Source organism: Streptomyces sp. NPDC086077, from assembly GCF_040686175.1.
GTDB lineage: Bacteria > Actinomycetota > Actinomycetes > Streptomycetales > Streptomycetaceae > Streptomyces.
The window spans coordinates 1-17,430 of the sequence record NZ_JBFBJT010000072.1; the positions used below are offsets into that span (position 1 = coordinate 1).

Here is a 17,430-nt window from a genome sequence, read left to right on the forward strand (position 1 = left end):
GCGGGGGCCCACATCGCCCGCCGGCTCCCGGGCGGCGGCGCGGGCGGCGGGGGCCCCCGGCGCCGCCCGCGCGGCCGGGCGGGCCCCCCCGGGGGCCCCCCCGCGGCTCGAGCCCTACTTGCTCACCGCGTCCAGCGCGTCCGCGGTGCCCCAGCCGTAGAAGCCGTTGTAGTTCTTCGGCCCCTCGCACACCGCGTCGACCTTGCCGTCGCCGTCGATGTCGTACGGGTCCGTGCACGCCGTGCCGTCCGCCTCGGCGTACAGCAGTGCCTTCACCAGCGCCGGCGGGGCGTACGGGTGTGTCGACTTGATCAGGGCGGCGACGCCCGCGACGTGCGGCGAGGCCATCGACGTACCGGCCATGTAGCCCCACCTGCCGCCGGGCAGCGTGCCGAGGATCAGGCCGCTGGTCGCGGGCGGGGCCGGCGTCTGGTACGCGGTCGAGTCGCCGCCGGGCGCGGCGATGTCGATGACGCCCAGACCATGGTTGGAGAACGACGACTTCAGGCCCTTCGCGCCGGTCGACGCGACGGTCACGATGCCCGGCAGCTGGGTCGGTATGTCGTAGCACTCCGAGGGGTCGATCACCCGCTCGATGGGCGTGGAGTCGTTGGGGGAGACCGGGTCGGTGATCTGGTCGGCCGCGAGGTCGTAGTTCTCGTTGCCGGCCGCGGCGACGTTGACCGCGCCCTTCTTCTCCGCGTACTTCGACGCCCGGGTGATGGCCTCCACCAGCGCCTTCTGGTCCGGGTCGTTCTTGCAGTTGAAGTACCAGGGGTCGGTGTAATAGCTGTTGTTCGTCACGTCCACGCCGTGCTCTGCGGCCCAGACGAAGCCGCAGACGACGGCCTCGGTGTAGAAGTACCCGGCGGTGGTGGACACCTTGATGCCGGACACCTTCACGCCCGGCGCCACGCCCGTCATGCCGACGCCGTTCTTGGCGGCGGCGATCTCGCCGGCCACGTGCGTGCCGTGCGGGCTCTCCGCCGCGCTGGGCCGCCAGGCGCCGTCGGTGGTGTCCGGCTTGCCGGTGACGCAGTTGACGGACGCCTTCCGGTCGAAGTTCGGCGCGATGTCCGGATGGGTGTCGTCCACACCGGTGTCGATCACGGCGACGGTCACCCGGTCGCTTCCGAGCGACTTCTCGTGCGCCTTGTCCGCCTTGATCGCAGGCAGGTCCCACTGCAGCGGCTGAAGCGGGTCCTGGCCCTCGACGGCGTCCACGTCCGCCAGGTCGTCGGCCGTCAGCACCTTCGGCGTGCCGACGTCGGTGGTCGACTGCGCGGGCAGCGGCGCCGTCCGGGTGGAGCCGGCCGACTGCACGCCCCGCGCCTTCCTGATCGTGCGGGCGAAGTCGGCGTTCGACGAGTGCACCACGATCACGCCGATCTGCTGGTACGACATGACGATCGTGCCGCCGGCCTTGGCGATCGCCTTCTTCACCTGCCCCGAGTCGCTTCCGGGGCGGACGTTGACGACATAGCTGAGCGAGGTGGCGTCGGCGGTGACCGGCGCGGGGGCCGGCGCCGCGGACGCGGTGGCGCCCGGCAGGAAGGCGAGAGAGGTCGCCATGGCCATCCCGACCGGGATCACCAGGGCACGGCGGTAGCGGGGGTGAGGCACTGTCATGGTGGGCATGTCTCCAGTTCGTTCGTGGCTGCGGGCGGTACGAGCGGACCGTGCGGGAAGTTCTTGGAACGGGCGGCGCGGCCGGCGGCCCGGCCGCGCCGCGCCTGAGCGACTACTTGACCGCGCGCAGCGCGTCGACGATGCCGTGTCCGTAGAAACCGTTGACGCGGGCGCCGCCCTCACACACCGCGTCCTGCGTGCCGTCACCGTTCTGGTCGTACGACTCGGGGCAGGCCGTCTTGTCCGCCTGCGCCTTGAGCAGCCACTGCAGCTGCGCCGGGCTCGCCCAGGGGTGCTTCGACTTCAGCAGCGCGGCGACGCCCGCGGCGTGCGGCGAGGCCATCGAGGTGCCTTGCAGGAAGCCGTACTGGTTGTTCGGCATGGTGGACAGGATGCGGCCGTTCTGCGACGGCGTGTCCGGGATCTGGTAGAGCCGGTCGCCGCCCGGCGCCGCGACGTCGACGACGCCCTCGCCGTACGAGGAGTAGTACGACTTGAGGTTCTGCACGCCCGTGGCGCTGACCGTGACGATCCCCGGGAGCTGCGTCGGCACGTCGAAGCACTCGTGCGGGTCGATGGTGCGCTCGACCGGGGTGGAGTCGTCGGGGCTGGTGTTGTCGACGATGGCGTCGGAGTCCAGGTCGTGGCTGGAGTTGCCCGCCGACGCCAGGTGCAGGGTGCCCTTCTTCTGCGCGTACAGCTGGGCCCGGTTGACCGCGTCGACGATCGCGCGCTGGTCCGGGTCGTCCATGCAGTTGTAGAGCCACGGGTCGACGTAGTAGCTGTTGTTCGTGATCTCGACGCCGTGGTCGGCGGCGAACACGAACGCGCACACGACGTTCTCCGGGTAGAAGAGCCCGTTGTGCGGGTCGCTCACCTTGATGCTGGAGACCTTCACGCCCGGCGCCACACCGGCCACGCCGATCCCGTTGCGGGCCGCCGCGATCTCACCGGCGACATGCGTGCCGTGGTAGTCCTCCGCGGTGTACGGCCGCCAGGCGCCCTCACTGGTGTCCGCGACGCCGCCGACACAGTTGGCGGACTGGCCGGCGGAGAAGTTCGCGGCGAGGTCCGGATGGGTGTCGTCGACGCCGGTGTCGATCACGGCGACGGTGACCCTGCGGCTGCCCGGGTTGATCTGCGCGGCCTTGTCGGCGCCTATCGCGCGCAGGTCCCACTGGTCGGCTTCGAGGGGCTCACTGCCGGCCGTGGCGGCCGCCTTCACCTTCGCGGCCTCAGCACCGGTCAGGTAGTCGGCCGCGCCCTCGTCGGTCGTGCCCGCGGCGACCAGCGGGGCGGTGCGGGTGGCACCGGCCGACTGCACGCCGCGGGCCTTGCGTATCTGCGCGCCGAAGTCCGGGTTCGCCGAGTGCGCGACGATCACACCGATCCTGTCGTACGTGGTCACGACGGTCCCACCGGCCGCGGCGACGGCCTTGCGTACCGACGCGAGCGTGTGACGGTCCGTCTTGGTGTTGACGACGTACGCCAGCTGGGGCGAGTCCGCGGTCCGGGCGGCGGGCTCCGCGCGCGGGGCGGCCGTGGCGGACGCGGGCAGGAAGCCGAGCGACGCGGTCAGCGACAGCACGACGGGCACGGCGAGAGCGAGCCGGCGTCTGGAACGCAGATGAGCCATGGGGTCTCCACATCATCCGGAAACAAAAACCGGCCCGAGACACAGGTGGTGCTCGGGCAGGTACATGACGGGTGGTGCAGGGCGAAGCTATCTCCCGACCTTGCTGGCCAGCAATCACTTCCGGGGATGACTTCGGAGTTTTCCGCCGATGACTTCCGAAAGAACGCAGGGCGGTTGAACCGGTTCTCGCGTGGCGCCGTGACGTTGAGCAGGGAGCCCGAGCACGATCGAGGCGGCCCCCTGTCGGATCACGCACCCGGCCACTAACATCGCCGCCCGGTTCACGTGATCCACATCACTGGCAACAGCACAGCAGCCGCAACACGAGGAGACTCCGTGTCTACCGAAGCACCCTCACCCTCGAAGGACACAGAACATCGACTCCCCTCGACCGAGGAGTTCGTCGAGGTGCAGAACAGCGCGGAGTTCGGTGAACTGCGCCGCTCCTACCGTTCCTTCGCCTTCCCGCTGACCGTCGGCTTCATCACCTGGTACCTGCTGTACGTCCTGCTGTCCAACTACGCGGGCGGCTTCATGGGCACCAAGCTCTTCGGCAACATCAACGTCGCCTTCGTCTTCGGCATCGCCCAGTTCGTCACCACGTTCCTCATCGCCTGGTGGTACTCGCGGCACGCCGCCGCGAAGCTCGACCCCAAGGCCGAGGCCATCAAGTCCCGGATGGAGGGCGGCGCATGAGCCCCGTTCAGCACACCGTTCTCGCGGCCAACGAGGCCAGCGAGCACCGCCCGCTCATCATCACGCTGTTCGCGCTGTTCGTCGTCGCGACCCTCGTCATCACCATCTGGGCGGGCCGCCAGACCAAGGACGCGGCCGACTTCTACGCGGGTGGCCGCCAGTTCAGCGCCTTCCAGAACGGCCTCGCCGTCTCCGGCGACTACATGTCCGCCGCGTCGTTCCTCGGCATCGCCGGCGCGATCGCCCTGTTCGGCTACGACGGCTTCCTGTACTCCATCGGCTTCCTGGTCGCCTGGCTGGTCGCCCTGCTCCTGGTGGCCGAGCCGCTGCGGAACTCCGGCCGCTACACCATGGGCGACGTGCTCGCTTACCGCATGCGCCAGCGTCCTGTCCGCACCGCGGCCGGCACCTCGACGATCGTCGTGTCGATCTTCTACCTGCTGGCCCAGATGGCGGGCGCCGGCGTCCTCGTCTCGCTGCTCCTCGGTATCACCTCGGACGCGGGCAAGATCGGCATCGTGGCGCTCGTCGGCATCCTGATGATCGTCTACGTCTCCATCGGCGGCATGAAGGGCACCACCTGGGTTCAGATGATTAAGGCCGTGCTGCTGATCGGCGGCACGCTCCTGATCACCTTCCTGGTGCTGCTGAAGTTCAACTTCAACATCTCCGACCTGCTCGGCTCGGCCGCCGAGAACAGCGGCAAGGGCGCTGCCTTCCTGGAGCCGGGCCTGCAGTACGGCGCCACCGGCACCTCCAAGCTGGACTTCATCTCCCTGGGCATCGCGCTCGTCCTCGGCACCGCCGGTCTGCCGCACATCCTGATCCGCTTCTACACGGTCCCCAACGCCAAGGCCGCCCGCAAGTCCGTCAACTGGGCGATCGGCATCATCGGCGGCTTCTACCTGATGACCATCGCGCTCGGCTTCGGCGCCGCCGCGCTGATCTCGCAGGACGAGATCATCGAGTCCAACCCGTCCGGCAACACGGCGGCCCCGCTGCTCGCCCTGCACCTCGGCGGCGTCGACTCGGCCTGGGGCGCGATCCTCCTGGCCACGATCTCGGCGGTGGCCTTCGCGACGATCCTCGCCGTGGTCGCCGGTCTGACCCTGGCCTCCTCGTCGTCCTTCGCGCACGACATCTACGCCAACGTCATCCGCAAGGGCAAGGCCACCGGTGCGGAGGAGGTCCGCGCGGCCCGCTGGGCGACCGTCTTCATCGGCATCGTCTCCATCGGCCTCGGCGCTCTCGCCCGCGACCTGAACGTCGCCGGCCTGGTCGCCCTCGCCTTCGCGGTCGCCGCCTCCGCGAACCTGCCGACCATCCTGTACAGCCTGTTCTGGAAGCGCTTCACCACCCAGGGCGCGCTGTGGTCGATCTACGGCGGCCTGATCGTCGCCGTCGGCCTGGTGCTGTTCTCGCCCGTGGTCTCCGGCGACCCCAAGGCGATGTTCCCCAGCGTCGACTTCGCGTGGTTCCCGCTGAAGAACCCGGGCATCATCTCGATCCCGTTCGGCTTCCTGATGGGCTGGCTCGGCACCGTCCTGTCGAAGGAGGAGCCGGACACCGGCAAGTACGCGGAGCTGGAGGTCAGGTCCCTGACCGGCACCGGCGCCCACTGAGCACGCCCCCTGAAGCGGCCGCGTCGTCGGGACTCCTGTGGGTCTCTACGACGCGGCCGCGTCCCACCTCGTGGGATCAGGCCTTAGTCGTTGTCCGTGAGGTCACGTAGGCTCGCAGTGTCGGAGAAAATTGTGTTCCGCTGCGTGTGATCCACCACGAGGGAGGGGGCCACGTGCTCATCGACACCTACGGCCGGGTGGCCACCGACCTGAGGGTCTCGCTGACCGACCGCTGCAACCTGCGTTGCACGTACTGCATGCCGGAGGAGGGCCTGCAGTGGCTGGCCAAGCCCGACCTGCTGACGGACGACGAGATCGTGCGGCTCATCGACATCGCGGTCACCTCCCTCGGCATCGAGGAGGTCCGCTTCACCGGCGGCGAGCCCCTGCTGCGCCCCGGCCTGGTCGGCATCGTGGAGCGTGTCGCCGCCCTCGAACCCCGCCCGCAGATGTCCCTCACCACCAACGGAATCGGCCTCAAGCGCACGGCGGCGGCCCTGAAAGCCGCGGGCCTGGACCGGGTCAACGTCTCGCTGGACACGCTGCGCCCCGAGGTCTTCAAGACCCTCACCCGGCGGGACCGCCACCACGACGTCATAGCGGGCCTGGACGCCGCCCGCGAGGCGGGCCTGACCCCGGTGAAGGTCAACTCGGTGCTGATGCCGGGCCTGAACGACGACGAGGCCCCCGACCTGCTGGCCTGGGCCGTCGAGCACGACTACGAGCTGCGTTTCATCGAGCAGATGCCCCTGGACGCCCAGCACGGCTGGAAGCGCGACGGCATGATCACCGCGGGCGACATCCTGACCTCGCTGCGCACCCGCTTCGACCTCACCCCCGAGGGCGACGCGGCGCGCGGCTCGGCCCCCGCCGAGCGCTGGCTGGTCGACGGGGGCCCGCACCGCGTCGGCGTCATCGCCTCGGTCACCCGCCCGTTCTGCGCCGCTTGCGACCGCACCAGGCTGACGGCCGACGGACAGGTGCGCACGTGCCTGTTCGCCCGTGAGGAGACCGACCTGCGCGCGGCGCTGCGCTCGGACGCCCCGGACGAGGAGATCGCCCGGATCTGGCGCCTGGCGATGTGGGGCAAGAAGGCGGGAGCGGGCCTCGACGACCCGACGTTCGTCCAGCCGGACCGGCCGATGTCCGCGATCGGCGGCTGAGAACCGGAGGGAGTGGGGGGCCGGATCAGGCCTCCTGCTCCCGCCAGTCCTCGAGCAGAACCACGTCCTTCAGGAACCCGCGCACCCCGAGGAACTGCGACAGATGCTCCCGGTGCTCCTCGCACGCGAGCCATGTCTTGCGCCGCTCCGGCGTGTGGATCTTCGGGTTGTTCCACGCCAGTACCCACACGGCGTCGGCGCGGCAGCCCTTGGCGGAGCAGATCGGGGTCTCGTCACTCACAGGTTCGTCTCACCACTGCACGACACACGGAAAAGGCGACGCCGAGCAGCCACGGGGGGAGCTGCCCGGCGTCGGTCTGTCGCTCCGACGGGGGATGCGGAGCGCCTACGAAGTATGTCACGCGCAACCCGTCGCGGGGCACCGGAACAACATGATTGATCCGGGCTTTTCCGGAGTCCGTACAAGGCCTTGATGCGGAGGTCTTTCGTCCTTTACTCGGGCCGTCTCTTCGCGGGATCGCCCATAATGTCCTCCGGCACGGATTCCGTGGAACGGTCGCCGTCCGTCCGCGGCGGCGCGATCTGGGCCACCGGGGGCGGTACGACCACGAAGGTCGACGGCAGTGACGGCACATTCTCCCGCCCGGCGTTGGCGATCACCACCGCGACGTAGGGGAGCAGCACGCCCAGCACCAGCGCCACGATCGCGACGTGCCGTTCCACGTTCCACAGGGTCGCCGCGAGGATCACCGAGAGCGTGCGGACCGACATCGAGATGACATAGCGGCGCTGCCGGCCGCGGACGTCTTCCTGGAGGCCCTGCCGGGCTCCGGTGATCCGGAAAACCTGGCCGCTGCCGTCACCATGCCTGTTCCGCATCACATTCACCATCCGCCCGCCTCGGGACTCTCCCCGGCACGTCCAGCTCAGCACCCGGCCGAACCGAGGCCGGACAGCGTCCACGTTACGCCGCCGCCGCGCCGCCCACGAGACCGGGTCCGCCTCCAGCCTGGAGGAACGCCGTCGTACGTAGCGCGTACGGCGGCACCCGACATGCGCCGTACGGGGTACGCGCCGACACTGGGCGTAATGCTCATGTCGAGACGTACGAGGAGGCAGCCATGGGCTGGCTGTGGGCGATCATCGTGGGATTCGTGCTGGGCCTGATCGCCAAGGCGATCATCCCCGGCAAGCAGCACATCCCCCTCTGGCTGACCACCATCCTGGGCATGATCGGCGCCATCGCGGGCAACGCCATCGCCCGCGGCTTCGGGGTCGCCGAGACGCCCGGCATCGACTGGAGCCGCCACATTTTCCAGCTGGTGGCCGCGATCATCCTCGTCTTCCTGGGCGACATGGCGTACATGCAGCTCAGGGGCAACAAGCGACGCGCCTGACGTGCGGACGGGCGGCCCTCCGCCGATCGGTAGGCCGCCCCGTCCACCCCGGCACGTCTGGAGTCAGGCGCCCGTGACCTCGACCGCCGCCAGGTTCTTCTTGCCTCGCCGCAGCACCAGCCAACGCCCGTGCAGCAGGTCCTCCTTGGCCGGAACCGCGTCCTCGGAGTCGACCTTCGTGTTGTTCACGTAGGCGCCGCCCTCCTTGATCGTGCGGCGCGCGGCCGACTTGCTGGGCACCAGGCCGACCTCGGCGAACAGGTCCACCACCGGCGCCGGCTCGGCGACCCGGATGTGCGGCACCTCGGACAGCGCCGCCGCCAGCGTCCGCTCGTCCAGCCCGGCCAGCTCGCCCTGCCCGAACAGGGCCTTGGACGCGGCGATCACGGCGGCTGTCTGGTCGGCGCCGTGCACCAGCGTCGTCAGCTCCTCGGCCAGCGCGCGCTGCGCCGCCCGCGCCTGCGGACGCTCCTGCGTCTGCCTCTCCAGTTCCTCCAGCTCCGCGCGGGACTTGAAGGACAGGATCCGCAGGTACGTCGAGATGTCACGGTCGTCCACGTTCAGCCAGAACTGGTAGAACGCGTACGGCGTCGTCATCTCCGGGTCGAGCCAGACGGCGCCGCCCTCGGTCTTGCCGAACTTGGTGCCGTCCGCCTTGGTCATCAGCGGCGTCGCCAGCGCGTGCGCGTCGGCGTCCGGCTCCAGCCGGTGGATCAGGTCCAGGCCGGCGGTGAGGTTGCCCCACTGGTCGCTGCCGCCCTGCTGGAGGGTGCAGCCGTACCGCCGGTAGAGCTGGAGGAAGTCCATGCCCTGCAGGAGCTGGTAGCTGAACTCCGTGTAGCTGATGCCCTCGGAGGACTCCAGGCGCCGGGCCACGGAGTCCTTCGTCAGCATCTTGTTGACGCGGAAGTGCTTGCCGATGTCCCTGAGGAACTCGATCGCGGAGAGGTTCTGCGTCCAGTCGAGGTTGTTGACCATCACGGCCGCGTTCTCGCCCTCGAAGGACAGGAACGGCTCGATCTGGTGGCGCAGCCTCTGCACCCAGCCGGCGACGGTCTCCGGGTCGTTCAGCGTGCGCTCCGCCGTGGGGCGCGGGTCGCCGATCAGGCCCGTCGCACCGCCGACCAGCGCCAGCGGCCGGTGACCGGCCTGCTGGAGCCGGCGCACGGTGAGCACCTGCACCAGGTGACCCACATGCAGGGACGGCGCGGTCGGGTCGAAGCCGCAATAGAACGTGACGGGACCGTCCGCGAGCGCCTTGCGCAGTGCTTCCTCGTCGGTGGAGAGGGCGAACAGCCCCCGCCACTTGAGCTCGTCGACGATGTCCGTCACGGTTCTCTTGTCTCCTCGGATGATCTTCGGGCAGTCGGGTGACCGCCGCCTACGAGGTTATACGCCCCGGCTGACAGAGCTCATGTTGAAATCCGGGATCCGCAGCGGCGGCATCGCGGCCCTGGTGAACCAGTCGCTCCACTCCCGGGGCAGGGTCTTCTCCGTGCGCCCCGCCTCGACGGCCCGGCCCAGCAGCCCCACCGGCGACTCGTTGAAGCGGAAGTTGTTCACCTCGCCGGTCACCTCGCCGTTCTCGACGAGGTAGACGCCGTCCCGCGTCAGGCCGGTCAGCAGCAGGGTGGCCGGGTCGACCTCGCGGATGTACCACAGGCAGGTCAGCAGCAGACCTCGTTCGGTGCTCGCGACCATCTCCTCCAGGGAGCGGTCCTCGCCGCCGTCGAGGATCACGTTGTCGATGTGCGGTGCCAGCGGCAGCCCGGTGATCCCCGCGCTGTGCCGGCTGGTGAGCAGATGCCTGAGCTCACCCCCGGCCACCCACTCGGTGGGCGTCAGCGGCAGACCGTTGTCGAACACCGACGAGTCGCCCCCGGAGGAGTGCGCGAGCACGAAGGGGGCGGACTCCAGGCCCGGCTCGTCCGGGTCGCTGCGCAGGGTCAGCGGCAGGTCGGTGAGCCGCTCGCCCACGCGCGTGCCGCCGCCCGGCCTGGAGAACACCGTCCGGCCCTCCGCCGCGTCCCGGCCCGACGCCGACCACATCTGGTAGATCAGCAGGTCCGCGACCGCGGTCGGCGGCAGCAGCGTCTCGTAGCGCCCGGCGGGCAGCTCCACGCGCCGCTCGGCCCAGCCCAGGCGCACGGCCAGCTCGGCGTCGAGCGCCGCCGGGTCGACGTCCTTGAAGTCCCGCGTGGAGCGGCCGGCCCACGCCGAGCGGGTCCGGTCGGGGGACTTGGCGTTCAGCTCCAGCGTGCCGTTCGGCTGGTCGTGCCGCAGCCGCAGCCCCGCCGACGTGCCCAGGTAGCTGGACGTCAGCTCGTGGTTGGCGAAGCCGTACAGCTCGCGGCCGCCCGTACGCGCGCGTGCGAACGCCTCGCCCAGTGCCGGCGCGAAGTCGGCGAACACGGCGGACGACGTCTCGGCGGGCGCGTCCGTGAAGTCGGGCGAGTGCGGCACATCGGTCACCAGCGGCTGGGCGTCCTCGGCCGGTGCCGCGCCCCGCGCGGCGGCCTCCGCGGCGCGCACCAGCGGCTCCAGTTCGGCCACGGTCACCGCGGACCGGGACACCACCCCGGTCGCCGTGCCCTGACTGCCGTCGACGGTCGCGACGACGGTGAGCGTGCGCCCGCGCGTGACGCCGTTCGTGGTCAGCGCGTTGCCCGCCCAGCGCAGGTTGGCGGTCGACTGCTCGTCCGCGATCACGACACAGCCGTCGGCCCGGGAAAGCTCCAGGGCGCGCTCGACGATCTCGTGCGGCTTGTTCGTCGGAGCGCTCATCGACCGGCCTCCTGCGTGGTGTTGAGGATGTTGACGCCCCGGAAGAGGGCGGAGGGGCAGCCGTGCGACACGGCCGCGACCTGGCCCGGCTGGGCCTTGCCGCAGTTGAAGGCGCCGCCCAGGACGTAGGTCTGGGGGCCGCCGACAGCCGCCATGGAACCCCAGAAGTCGGTCGTCGTCGCCTGGTAGGCGACGTCCCGCAGCTGACCCGCGAGCCGCCCGTTCTCGATCCGGAAGAAGCGCTGACCGGTGAACTGGAAGTTGTACCGCTGCATGTCGATCGACCAGGACCGGTCACCGACGACGTAGATGCCCCGCTCCACACCCCCGATGAGGTCCTCGGTCGACATGCCGGCCGGATCGGGCTGCAACGAGACGTTGGCCATCCGCTGCACCGGCACATGCGCGGGGGAGTCGGCGTAGGCGCATCCGTTGGAGCGCTCGAACCCGGTCAGCCGGGCGATCCGGCGGTCGAGCTGGTAGCCGACGAGGGTGCCGTCCTTGACGAGGTCCCAGGACTGCGCCTCGACGCCCTCGTCGTCGTACCCGATGGTGGCGAGGCCGTGCTCGGCGGTGCGGTCGCCGGTGACGTTCATCAGCTCCGCGCCGTACTTCAGCTTGCCGAGCTGGTCGAAGGTGGCGAAGGAAGTTCCGGCGTAGGCGGCCTCGTAGCCGAGCGCGCGATCCAGCTCGGTGGCGTGCCCGATGGACTCGTGGATGGTCAGCCACAGGTTGGACGGGTCGACGACGAGGTCGTACAGGCCCGCCTGCACGCTCGGCGCGCGCATCTTCTCGGCGAGCAACCCGGGCAGCTGGTCGAGTTCGGCGTCCCAGTCCCAGCCGGTGCCCCGGAGGTACTCCCAGCCGCGTCCCACGGGCGGTGCGACGGTGCGCATCGAGTCGAACTCGCCGGTCGACTCGTCGACCGACACCGCCGTCAGCTGCGGGTGCAGCCGTACGCGCTGCTGCGTGGTCACGGTCCCGGCGGTGTCGGCGTAGAACTTGTTCTCGTGCACGGTGAGCAGCGAGGCGTCGACGTGGTCGACCCCGTCGGCGGCGAGCAGCCGCCCGCTCCATTCGGCCAGCAGCCCCGACTTCTCCTCGTCGGGCACGGTGAATGGGTCGATCTCGTACGACGAGATCCACGTCCGGTCCGCGTGCACGGGCTCGGCGGCGAGTTCCACCCTCTCGTCCGACCCGGCCGCCTTGATCACCTGTGCGGACAGCTTCGCCATCGCGACGGCCTGACCGGCCACCCTGGCGGCGGCGTCCATGGTCAGGTCCACACCGGAGGCGAACCCCCACGTCCCGCCGTGCACGACCCGTACCGCGTAGCCGAGGTCGGTGGTGTCCGACGACCCGGACGGCTTGCCGTCCCTGAGTCGCCAGGACGCGCTGCGCACCCGCTCCAGCCGGAAGTCGGCATGCTCCGCACCCAGCGCACGCGCGCGTGCGAGCGCCGCGTCGGCCAGAGCGCGTAGCGGAAGCGCCGTAAAGGCTTCGTCGATGGTATGAGGCACCGAGGGTCTCCCTGCTGTCGTCGCCTGTCGGGTCAGATCATGTCGCGGGAGCGGTCCCGCGGACCACACGTTTCCACGCCGCGAACGCAACTTTCTGTAGGGATTCGACAGTGGGGCCCCCGAGCCACTGTCGGTGCCCGAATGTCCCGGGAAGCCCGCGGGCCGATAGGTTTTCGGTGTAGCCGCCTGTCATCCAGGTGTTCGGGCGGGCGTACCAGACCGCTATCGAAAGGGTGATCCGTTGAGCCGCTCGGTTCTCGTCACCGGAGGCAACCGGGGCATCGGCCTCGCCATCGCCCGCGCTTTCGCCGACGCCGGCGACAAGGTCGCGATCACGTACCGCTCGGGTGAGCCGCCGACGGGTTTCCTCGCCGTCAAGTGCGACATCACCGACACCGAACAGGTGGAGCAGGCCTACAAGGAGATCGAGGCCGAGCACGGCCCCGTGGAGATCCTCGTCGCCAACGCCGGCGTCACCAAGGACCAGCTCCTGATGCGGATGTCCGAGGAGGACTTCACCTCGGTCATCGACACCAACCTCACCGGCACCTTCCGGGTCGTCAAGCGCGCCAACCGCGGCATGCTGCGCGCCAAGAAGGGCCGCGTCGTCCTGATCTCGTCGGTGGTCGGGCTGCTCGGCTCGGCGGGCCAGGCGAACTACGCCGCCTCCAAGGCCGCGCTGGTCGGCTTCGCGCGGTCCCTCGCGCGTGAGCTGGGTTCGCGCAACATCACCTTCAACGTCGTCGCCCCCGGTTTCGTCGACACCGACATGACCCGGGTGCTCTCCGACGAGCAGCGCGCCGAGTACGTGGCGCAGGTGCCGCTGCGCCGCTACGCGCAGCCGGAGGAGATCGCCGCGGCGGTGCGGTTCCTCGCCTCGGACGACGCCTCGTACATCACTGGAGCCGTCATCCCCGTAGACGGCGGACTGGGAATGGGTCACTGATCACCATGAGCGGAATCCTCGAGGGCAAGCGCGTCCTGATCACCGGTGTGCTGATGGAGTCCTCCATCGCGTTCCACACCGCCAAGCTCGCTCAGGAGCAGGGCGCCGAGATCATCCTGACCGCGTTCCCGCGGCCCACGCTGACCGAGCGCATCGCGAAGAAGCTGCCGAAGCCCACCAAGGTCATCGAGCTCGACGTCACCAACGACGAGCACCTCGGCCGCCTCGCCGACATCGTCGGCGAGGAGCTCGGCGGCCTCGACGGCGTCGTGCACTCCATCGGGTTCGCGCCGCAGGACGCGCTCGGCGGCAACTTCCTCAACACGCCGTTCGAGTCCGTCGCCACCGCGATGCACGTCTCGGCGTACTCCCTGAAGTCGTTGACCATGGCGTGCCTGCCGCTGATGCAGAACGGCGGCTCGGTCGTCGGCCTCACCTTCGACGCCCAGTACGCCTGGCCGCAGTACGACTGGATGGGCCCGGCCAAGGCCGCCCTGGAGGCCACCAGCCGCTACATGGCGCGTGACCTCGGCAAGCAGAACATCCGCTGCAACCTCATCTCGGCGGGCCCGATCGGGTCCATGGCCGCCAAGTCCATCCCGGGCTTCGGCGAGCTGGCCTCCGTGTGGGACGACCGCTCCCCGCTGGAGTGGGACCTGAAGGACCCGGAGCCGGCCGGCCGCGGCGTCGTCGCGCTGCTGAGCGACTGGTTCCCGAAGACCACGGGCGAGATCATCCACGTCGACGGCGGTCTGCACGCCATCGGCGCCTGATCGACCGGTCGCCCGGTGATCGGCTGATCACCGCTGTTCGAGGGCTCGCATCCGTGCCGGGTGCGAGCCCTCGGCATGTCGCTCGTTCGGCCTATCCGGCCGGGCGGGGGCAGGGGGCGGCCAGGCATTCTGAGGAGGCGTTCACCACGCACCCCTCCCCAGCCCGGCCGAGGAGGTTACCTTGTGCGCCTGTACCGCTGCCTGGCCTCGATGACCGTCGCCGCGGCCCTCGTCCTGTCCACGCCGTACGACGCGATGCCGCACGCGCACGTGGCGGACGGCGAACCGCAGGATCCGCCGCCGTTCGGTGCCACGTGCCGCACCGGCGTCGAGGGGTCCCATGTGGTCGCCCACTGCCACAACCCCTATGTGGACATCGACCGGGTCCGTCTGCACATCGAGTGCGACCGATGGTGGGACCTCGACACGGACAGCGCGCCGGTGGACACCGAGCCCGCGATGACCGTGCGCCTGACCGGCCGCTGCTGGAAGGAAGTCCGCTCGGCGTGGGTCAGTCACCAGAACCGGGGGAGCTGAACCGGCCCGGGCGGCACTGGAACGGATAGCTCGCCGCCTCCGTGGCGGCCGTCCCGGCGTCGCCCACGCGGATGGCGTCCAGCAGCCGGCCGTGGTCCATGTACGTCTCCGGGGTCAGCTCCTCGCCGACGTCCTCGCGCAGCCAGTCCCGCATCACCTCGCCGAGGTCGGCGTACATCGCGGTCATCACGTCGTTGTGCGAAGCGGCCACCACGGCCAGGTGGAAGGTGGCGTCCGCCGCGACGAACGCCTCCGCGTCCCCCGACCCCCAGGCCTCCTCGCGCCGCAGCAGCAGCGCGTCGAGCTGCTTGAGGTCCTTCTCCGTGCGCCGCTCGGCGGCCAGCCTCGCGGCGGCCGACTCCAGCGTGGAGCGCACCTCGGCGATGTGCCTGGGGTCGGCGCCGGCGAACCGGCGGTGCATGACGCCGGCCAGCTCACTGGTCGCGACGACGTACGTGCCGGAGCCCTGACGGATGTCCAGCAGGCCGTTGTGCGCCAGCGCGCGGACGGCCTCGCGGACCGTGTTGCGGGCGACCCCGAGCTGCTCGACCAGCTCGGGTTCCGTAGGGATGCGCGAGCCGACCGGCCACTCGCCAGACGCGATCTGGCTGCGCAGTGCGGCGATGACCTGCTCGGACAGCGCCGAACGGCGGGGATGGCTCAGGGGCATGGCACACCTTCGCACGGGAGCTGCGGCCTCGGACCGCACCGGAATGGACAACCAATCATCCCATGATTCTATGATGGGCGGCATGGCGAGCGAGGAAGCCCGGACGCAGGACCACCCCGACATACGCGGTTCGGCCACGGACGAGCGCCGAGGCGCGGCGGAGGGCTCACCCATGCGCGCGTGGAGCGATGCGAGTGGTACGAGCGGTACGGCGGCCGGGGCATCGCACGCGCGCGCGTGGACCACGCGGCTGGTCGTCGTCGGCATCGTGCTCTCCGCGCTGAACCTCCGCCCCGCCATCACCAGCCTCGGCGCGCTCCTGGAGGAGGTCCGCGACGGGCTCGGCATGAGCGGCAGCGTGGCCGGCCTGCTCACCTCCGTGCCGCCGCTCTGCTTCGCCGTCTTCGGCGTCATGGCACCGAGGCTGGCCCGCCGCTTCGGGCTGGGCGCCGTCGTGTGCGCCGGCATGGCCGCCATCACGGCGGGCCTGCTCATCCGGCCGTACGCGGGCGGCACGGCCGGGTTCCTGGCCGCCAGCGCCCTCGCCCTGATGGGCATCGCGGTCAGCAACGTCCTGATGCCGGTCATCGTCAAGCGCTGGTTCCCGGACCGGGTCGGCTCCATGACCGGCCTGTACTCCATGGCACTGGCGCTCGGCACCTCCCTCGCGGCCGCGGTGACCGTGCCGATGACGCAGGCCATGGGCGGCGGTTGGCAGGCGGGGCTCGCCGTGTGGGCGGCGCTGGCGGCCGCGGCCGTGGTGCCGTGGATTCCGTTCGTGAGGGACCGGGAGGGCGCACGCACCACCCGTCCGGCGGCCGCCGCACGGGCGCCCGGACGTGAGCCGCGCGCGCGCGAGGACGCCGCCCCGGCTCCCGCCCTGCGGATCACCCGGAGCCGCACCGCCTGGGCGCTCGCCGCCTTCTTCGGGCTCCAGGCCACCGCCGCGTACATCACGATGGGCTGGATGGCGCAGATCTTCCGCGACGCGGGCGTCGCCGCGGGGACGGCCGGACTGCTCCTCGCCGTCACGATGGTGATGGGCGTGCCGCTGGCCTTCGTCATCCCGCGCCTCGCCACCCGGCTGCCCCAGCAGGGCCCGATCGTGCTGGCGCTGGGTGTCTGCGGACTCGCCGGATACGCCGGGCTCTACCTCGCGCCCGCCCAGGGCGCCTGGGCCTGGGCGCTGCTGCTCGGCGTCTCCAACTGTGCCTTCCCGCTGGCTCTCACCATGGTCGGGATGCGTGCCCGCACCGGCGCCGGCGTCGCCCAGCTGTCGGCGTTCGCGCAGAGCACCGGCTATCTGATCTCCATCCCCGGGCCTCTGCTGGTGGGTGTCCTCTACCAGCACAGCGGGGGCTGGGGCCTGCCGCTCGCGCTGATGGCCGCGCTGATGGTCCCGCAGATGGCGGTGGGCATCCTGGCGGGACGCAACCGCACGGTGGAGGACGAGGCGGCGCGCTGACCCCCGAGGGTCCGGCCCGGGAGCGGGGTGCGAGACTTGCCTCATGCCAGTGCTCGACCCGAATCCCCACAACGGCCAGAAGAAGATGCTGCTCGTCTTCGGCTCGTTCCTCGCCATCTTCGTGATCATCGCCGTCATCGCGTCGATCGCCTCCCCGTGACGGCGGTCGCCCGACAGTGACCGCGCTCGCCTCTCCCTGCCAGGGGATGGTGGGGCTAGCCCCACCATCCCCTAGGGGGTGAGGGTCAGGGTCAAGTGGGTGGATCACCGGATGGGTTGGCGGCTCTTCGTTCCGTAGCTTCGAAGTGTGGCCGGGGGACCCGGGCCACCTCTCGTCGAGGACGGACCACGGAGGCAGCATGTCGGCCAGCACGCACACCCGGCCCCGCCCGGCGACCACGGGCCGTGCCGACATCCGGCTGCCCTGGTGGGCGCTCGCCCTGCCGACGCTCGCCTTCGTCGCCCTCCTGACGCTGATCCTGAACCCCGCCGAGGCCCACGCGGCGAGCGGCGAGCCGACGATCAGCCACCTCGTGGAACGCGCCCATCAGCTGATATCGCGCTGAGCACGCCCCGGGGCGCCCGTCAACTCCTGGCGCCCCATGGCCTGTTTCATGCGAAGCTGGATCTC

At 70.5% G+C, this 17,430-nt stretch carries 18 protein-coding genes; 10 read left to right on the plus strand and 8 right to left on the minus strand.

Annotation, left to right across the window (positions count from 1 at the left end; genetic code table 11):
• Positions 1 to 114: 114 nt before the first annotated feature.
• Positions 115 to 1,629, minus strand: coding sequence for a S8 family serine peptidase (locus AB0O67_RS21190; protein ID WP_365452223.1), 1,515 nt, complete (start codon positions 1,627 to 1,629; stop codon positions 115 to 117).
• A 112-nt stretch (positions 1,630 to 1,741) separates the two neighbouring features.
• A complete protein-coding gene (locus tag AB0O67_RS21195; RefSeq protein WP_365452225.1) occupies positions 1,742 to 3,265 on the minus strand; it encodes a S8 family serine peptidase in 1,524 nt (507 codons plus the stop codon).
• 336 nt (positions 3,266 to 3,601) lie between these two features.
• On the opposite strand from AB0O67_RS21195, the gene AB0O67_RS21200 reads away from it, so the two are divergent.
• The 3 genes from AB0O67_RS21200 to moaA all read left to right on the plus strand — a co-directional run bounded on the left by AB0O67_RS21200 (position 3,602) and on the right by moaA (position 6,746).
• Positions 3,602 to 3,961, plus strand: a complete 360-nt coding sequence (locus AB0O67_RS21200; protein ID WP_365452227.1) for a DUF485 domain-containing protein — start codon at positions 3,602 to 3,604, stop codon at positions 3,959 to 3,961.
• Complete coding sequence (locus AB0O67_RS21205) at positions 3,958 to 5,583, plus strand: cation acetate symporter (RefSeq protein ID WP_365452229.1); 1,626 nt, start codon at positions 3,958 to 3,960, stop codon at positions 5,581 to 5,583. The genes AB0O67_RS21200 and AB0O67_RS21205 overlap by 4 nt, the downstream gene beginning before the upstream one ends.
• Before the next feature lie 173 nt (positions 5,584 to 5,756).
• Positions 5,757 to 6,746, plus strand: coding sequence for a GTP 3',8-cyclase MoaA (moaA, locus tag AB0O67_RS21210; protein WP_365452231.1), 990 nt, complete (start codon positions 5,757 to 5,759; stop codon positions 6,744 to 6,746).
• Positions 6,747 to 6,771: 25 nt separating this feature from the next.
• On the opposite strand, the gene AB0O67_RS21215 is transcribed toward moaA, so the two are convergent.
• Positions 6,772 to 6,987 carry a hypothetical protein gene (locus tag AB0O67_RS21215; RefSeq protein WP_365452233.1) on the minus strand — a complete coding sequence of 72 codons (216 nt, stop codon included), beginning with the start codon at positions 6,985 to 6,987 and terminating at the stop codon, positions 6,772 to 6,774.
• Between the two features lie 212 nt (positions 6,988 to 7,199).
• The gene (locus tag AB0O67_RS21220; protein ID WP_365452235.1) at positions 7,200 to 7,586 is read right to left on the minus strand and encodes a DUF3099 domain-containing protein; all 387 of its coding nucleotides are present in this window, start codon (positions 7,584 to 7,586) and stop codon (positions 7,200 to 7,202) included.
• Between the two features lie 242 nt (positions 7,587 to 7,828).
• Between AB0O67_RS21220 and AB0O67_RS21225 the strand changes: the two genes are divergently transcribed.
• Positions 7,829 to 8,104: a GlsB/YeaQ/YmgE family stress response membrane protein gene (locus AB0O67_RS21225; protein ID WP_365452237.1), complete on the plus strand. Its 276-nt coding sequence runs from the start codon at positions 7,829 to 7,831 to the stop codon at positions 8,102 to 8,104.
• Positions 8,105 to 8,167: 63 nt separating this feature from the next.
• On the opposite strand, the gene tyrS is transcribed toward AB0O67_RS21225, so the two are convergent.
• Genes tyrS through AB0O67_RS21240 form a run of 3 tightly spaced genes read right to left on the minus strand, consistent with a single transcriptional unit; the run spans position 8,168 to position 12,408 of the window.
• Positions 8,168 to 9,436, minus strand: coding sequence for a tyrosine--tRNA ligase (tyrS, locus tag AB0O67_RS21230; protein WP_365452238.1), 1,269 nt, complete (start codon positions 9,434 to 9,436; stop codon positions 8,168 to 8,170).
• Between the two features lie 57 nt (positions 9,437 to 9,493).
• Entirely contained in the window at positions 9,494 to 10,888 is a 1,395-nt protein-coding gene (locus AB0O67_RS21235) for a metallopeptidase TldD-related protein (protein WP_365452240.1), read from the minus strand.
• Positions 10,885 to 12,408, minus strand: coding sequence for a TldD/PmbA family protein (locus tag AB0O67_RS21240; RefSeq protein ID WP_365452242.1), 1,524 nt, complete (start codon positions 12,406 to 12,408; stop codon positions 10,885 to 10,887). The genes AB0O67_RS21235 and AB0O67_RS21240 overlap by 4 nt, the downstream gene beginning before the upstream one ends.
• Before the next feature lie 241 nt (positions 12,409 to 12,649).
• Between AB0O67_RS21240 and fabG the strand changes: the two genes are divergently transcribed.
• The 3 genes from fabG (at position 12,650) to AB0O67_RS21255 (ending at position 14,664) form a co-directional block, all read left to right on the plus strand.
• Positions 12,650 to 13,354 carry a 3-oxoacyl-[acyl-carrier-protein] reductase gene (gene fabG / locus AB0O67_RS21245; protein WP_365452244.1) on the plus strand — a complete coding sequence of 235 codons (705 nt, stop codon included), beginning with the start codon at positions 12,650 to 12,652 and terminating at the stop codon, positions 13,352 to 13,354.
• Between the two features lie 5 nt (positions 13,355 to 13,359).
• Positions 13,360 to 14,127: an enoyl-ACP reductase FabI gene (gene fabI / locus AB0O67_RS21250; protein WP_365452246.1), complete on the plus strand. Its 768-nt coding sequence runs from the start codon at positions 13,360 to 13,362 to the stop codon at positions 14,125 to 14,127.
• Positions 14,128 to 14,310: 183 nt separating this feature from the next.
• Complete coding sequence (locus tag AB0O67_RS21255) at positions 14,311 to 14,664, plus strand: hypothetical protein (protein WP_365452248.1); 354 nt, start codon at positions 14,311 to 14,313, stop codon at positions 14,662 to 14,664.
• On the opposite strand, the gene AB0O67_RS21260 is transcribed toward AB0O67_RS21255, so the two are convergent.
• The gene (locus AB0O67_RS21260) at positions 14,639 to 15,334 is read right to left on the minus strand and encodes a FadR/GntR family transcriptional regulator (RefSeq protein ID WP_365452250.1); all 696 of its coding nucleotides are present in this window, start codon (positions 15,332 to 15,334) and stop codon (positions 14,639 to 14,641) included. The genes AB0O67_RS21255 and AB0O67_RS21260 overlap by 26 nt on opposite strands.
• Positions 15,335 to 15,416: 82 nt before the next feature.
• On the opposite strand from AB0O67_RS21260, the gene AB0O67_RS21265 reads away from it, so the two are divergent.
• The 3 genes from AB0O67_RS21265 to AB0O67_RS21275 all read left to right on the plus strand — a co-directional run bounded on the left by AB0O67_RS21265 (position 15,417) and on the right by AB0O67_RS21275 (position 17,365).
• Positions 15,417 to 16,799 carry a CynX/NimT family MFS transporter gene (locus AB0O67_RS21265; RefSeq protein ID WP_365452252.1) on the plus strand — a complete coding sequence of 461 codons (1,383 nt, stop codon included), beginning with the start codon at positions 15,417 to 15,419 and terminating at the stop codon, positions 16,797 to 16,799.
• A gap of 43 nt (positions 16,800 to 16,842) precedes the next feature.
• Positions 16,843 to 16,959, plus strand: coding sequence for an SGM_5486 family transporter-associated protein (locus AB0O67_RS21270; RefSeq protein ID WP_365452254.1), 117 nt, complete (start codon positions 16,843 to 16,845; stop codon positions 16,957 to 16,959).
• Between the two features lie 199 nt (positions 16,960 to 17,158).
• A complete protein-coding gene (locus AB0O67_RS21275; protein ID WP_365452256.1) occupies positions 17,159 to 17,365 on the plus strand; it encodes a hypothetical protein in 207 nt (68 codons plus the stop codon).
• Positions 17,366 to 17,430: the final 65 nt, after the last annotated feature.

Bases quoted from the DNA above. Each gene is read 5' to 3' on its own strand.
- AB0O67_RS21225 (WP_365452237.1), top strand. From the start codon at position 7,829: ATGGGCTGGCTGTGGGCGATCATCGTGGGATTCGTGCTGGGCCTGATC.
- AB0O67_RS21270 (WP_365452254.1), top strand. From the start codon at position 16,843: ATGCCAGTGCTCGACCCGAATCCCCACAACGGCCAGAAGAAGATGCTG.
- fabI (WP_365452246.1), top strand. From the start codon at position 13,360: ATGAGCGGAATCCTCGAGGGCAAGCGCGTCCTGATCACCGGTGTGCTG.
- AB0O67_RS21205 (WP_365452229.1), top strand. From the start codon at position 3,958: ATGAGCCCCGTTCAGCACACCGTTCTCGCGGCCAACGAGGCCAGCGAG.
- AB0O67_RS21275 (WP_365452256.1), top strand. From the start codon at position 17,159: ATGTCGGCCAGCACGCACACCCGGCCCCGCCCGGCGACCACGGGCCGT.
- AB0O67_RS21195 (WP_365452225.1), bottom strand. From the start codon at position 3,265: ATGGCTCATCTGCGTTCCAGACGCCGGCTCGCTCTCGCCGTGCCCGTC.
- AB0O67_RS21190 (WP_365452223.1), bottom strand. From the start codon at position 1,629: ATGACAGTGCCTCACCCCCGCTACCGCCGTGCCCTGGTGATCCCGGTC.
- AB0O67_RS21220 (WP_365452235.1), bottom strand. From the start codon at position 7,586: ATGCGGAACAGGCATGGTGACGGCAGCGGCCAGGTTTTCCGGATCACC.
- AB0O67_RS21265 (WP_365452252.1), top strand. From the start codon at position 15,417: ATGGCGAGCGAGGAAGCCCGGACGCAGGACCACCCCGACATACGCGGT.
- AB0O67_RS21260 (WP_365452250.1), bottom strand. From the start codon at position 15,334: ATGCCCCTGAGCCATCCCCGCCGTTCGGCGCTGTCCGAGCAGGTCATC.
- AB0O67_RS21235 (WP_365452240.1), bottom strand. From the start codon at position 10,888: ATGAGCGCTCCGACGAACAAGCCGCACGAGATCGTCGAGCGCGCCCTG.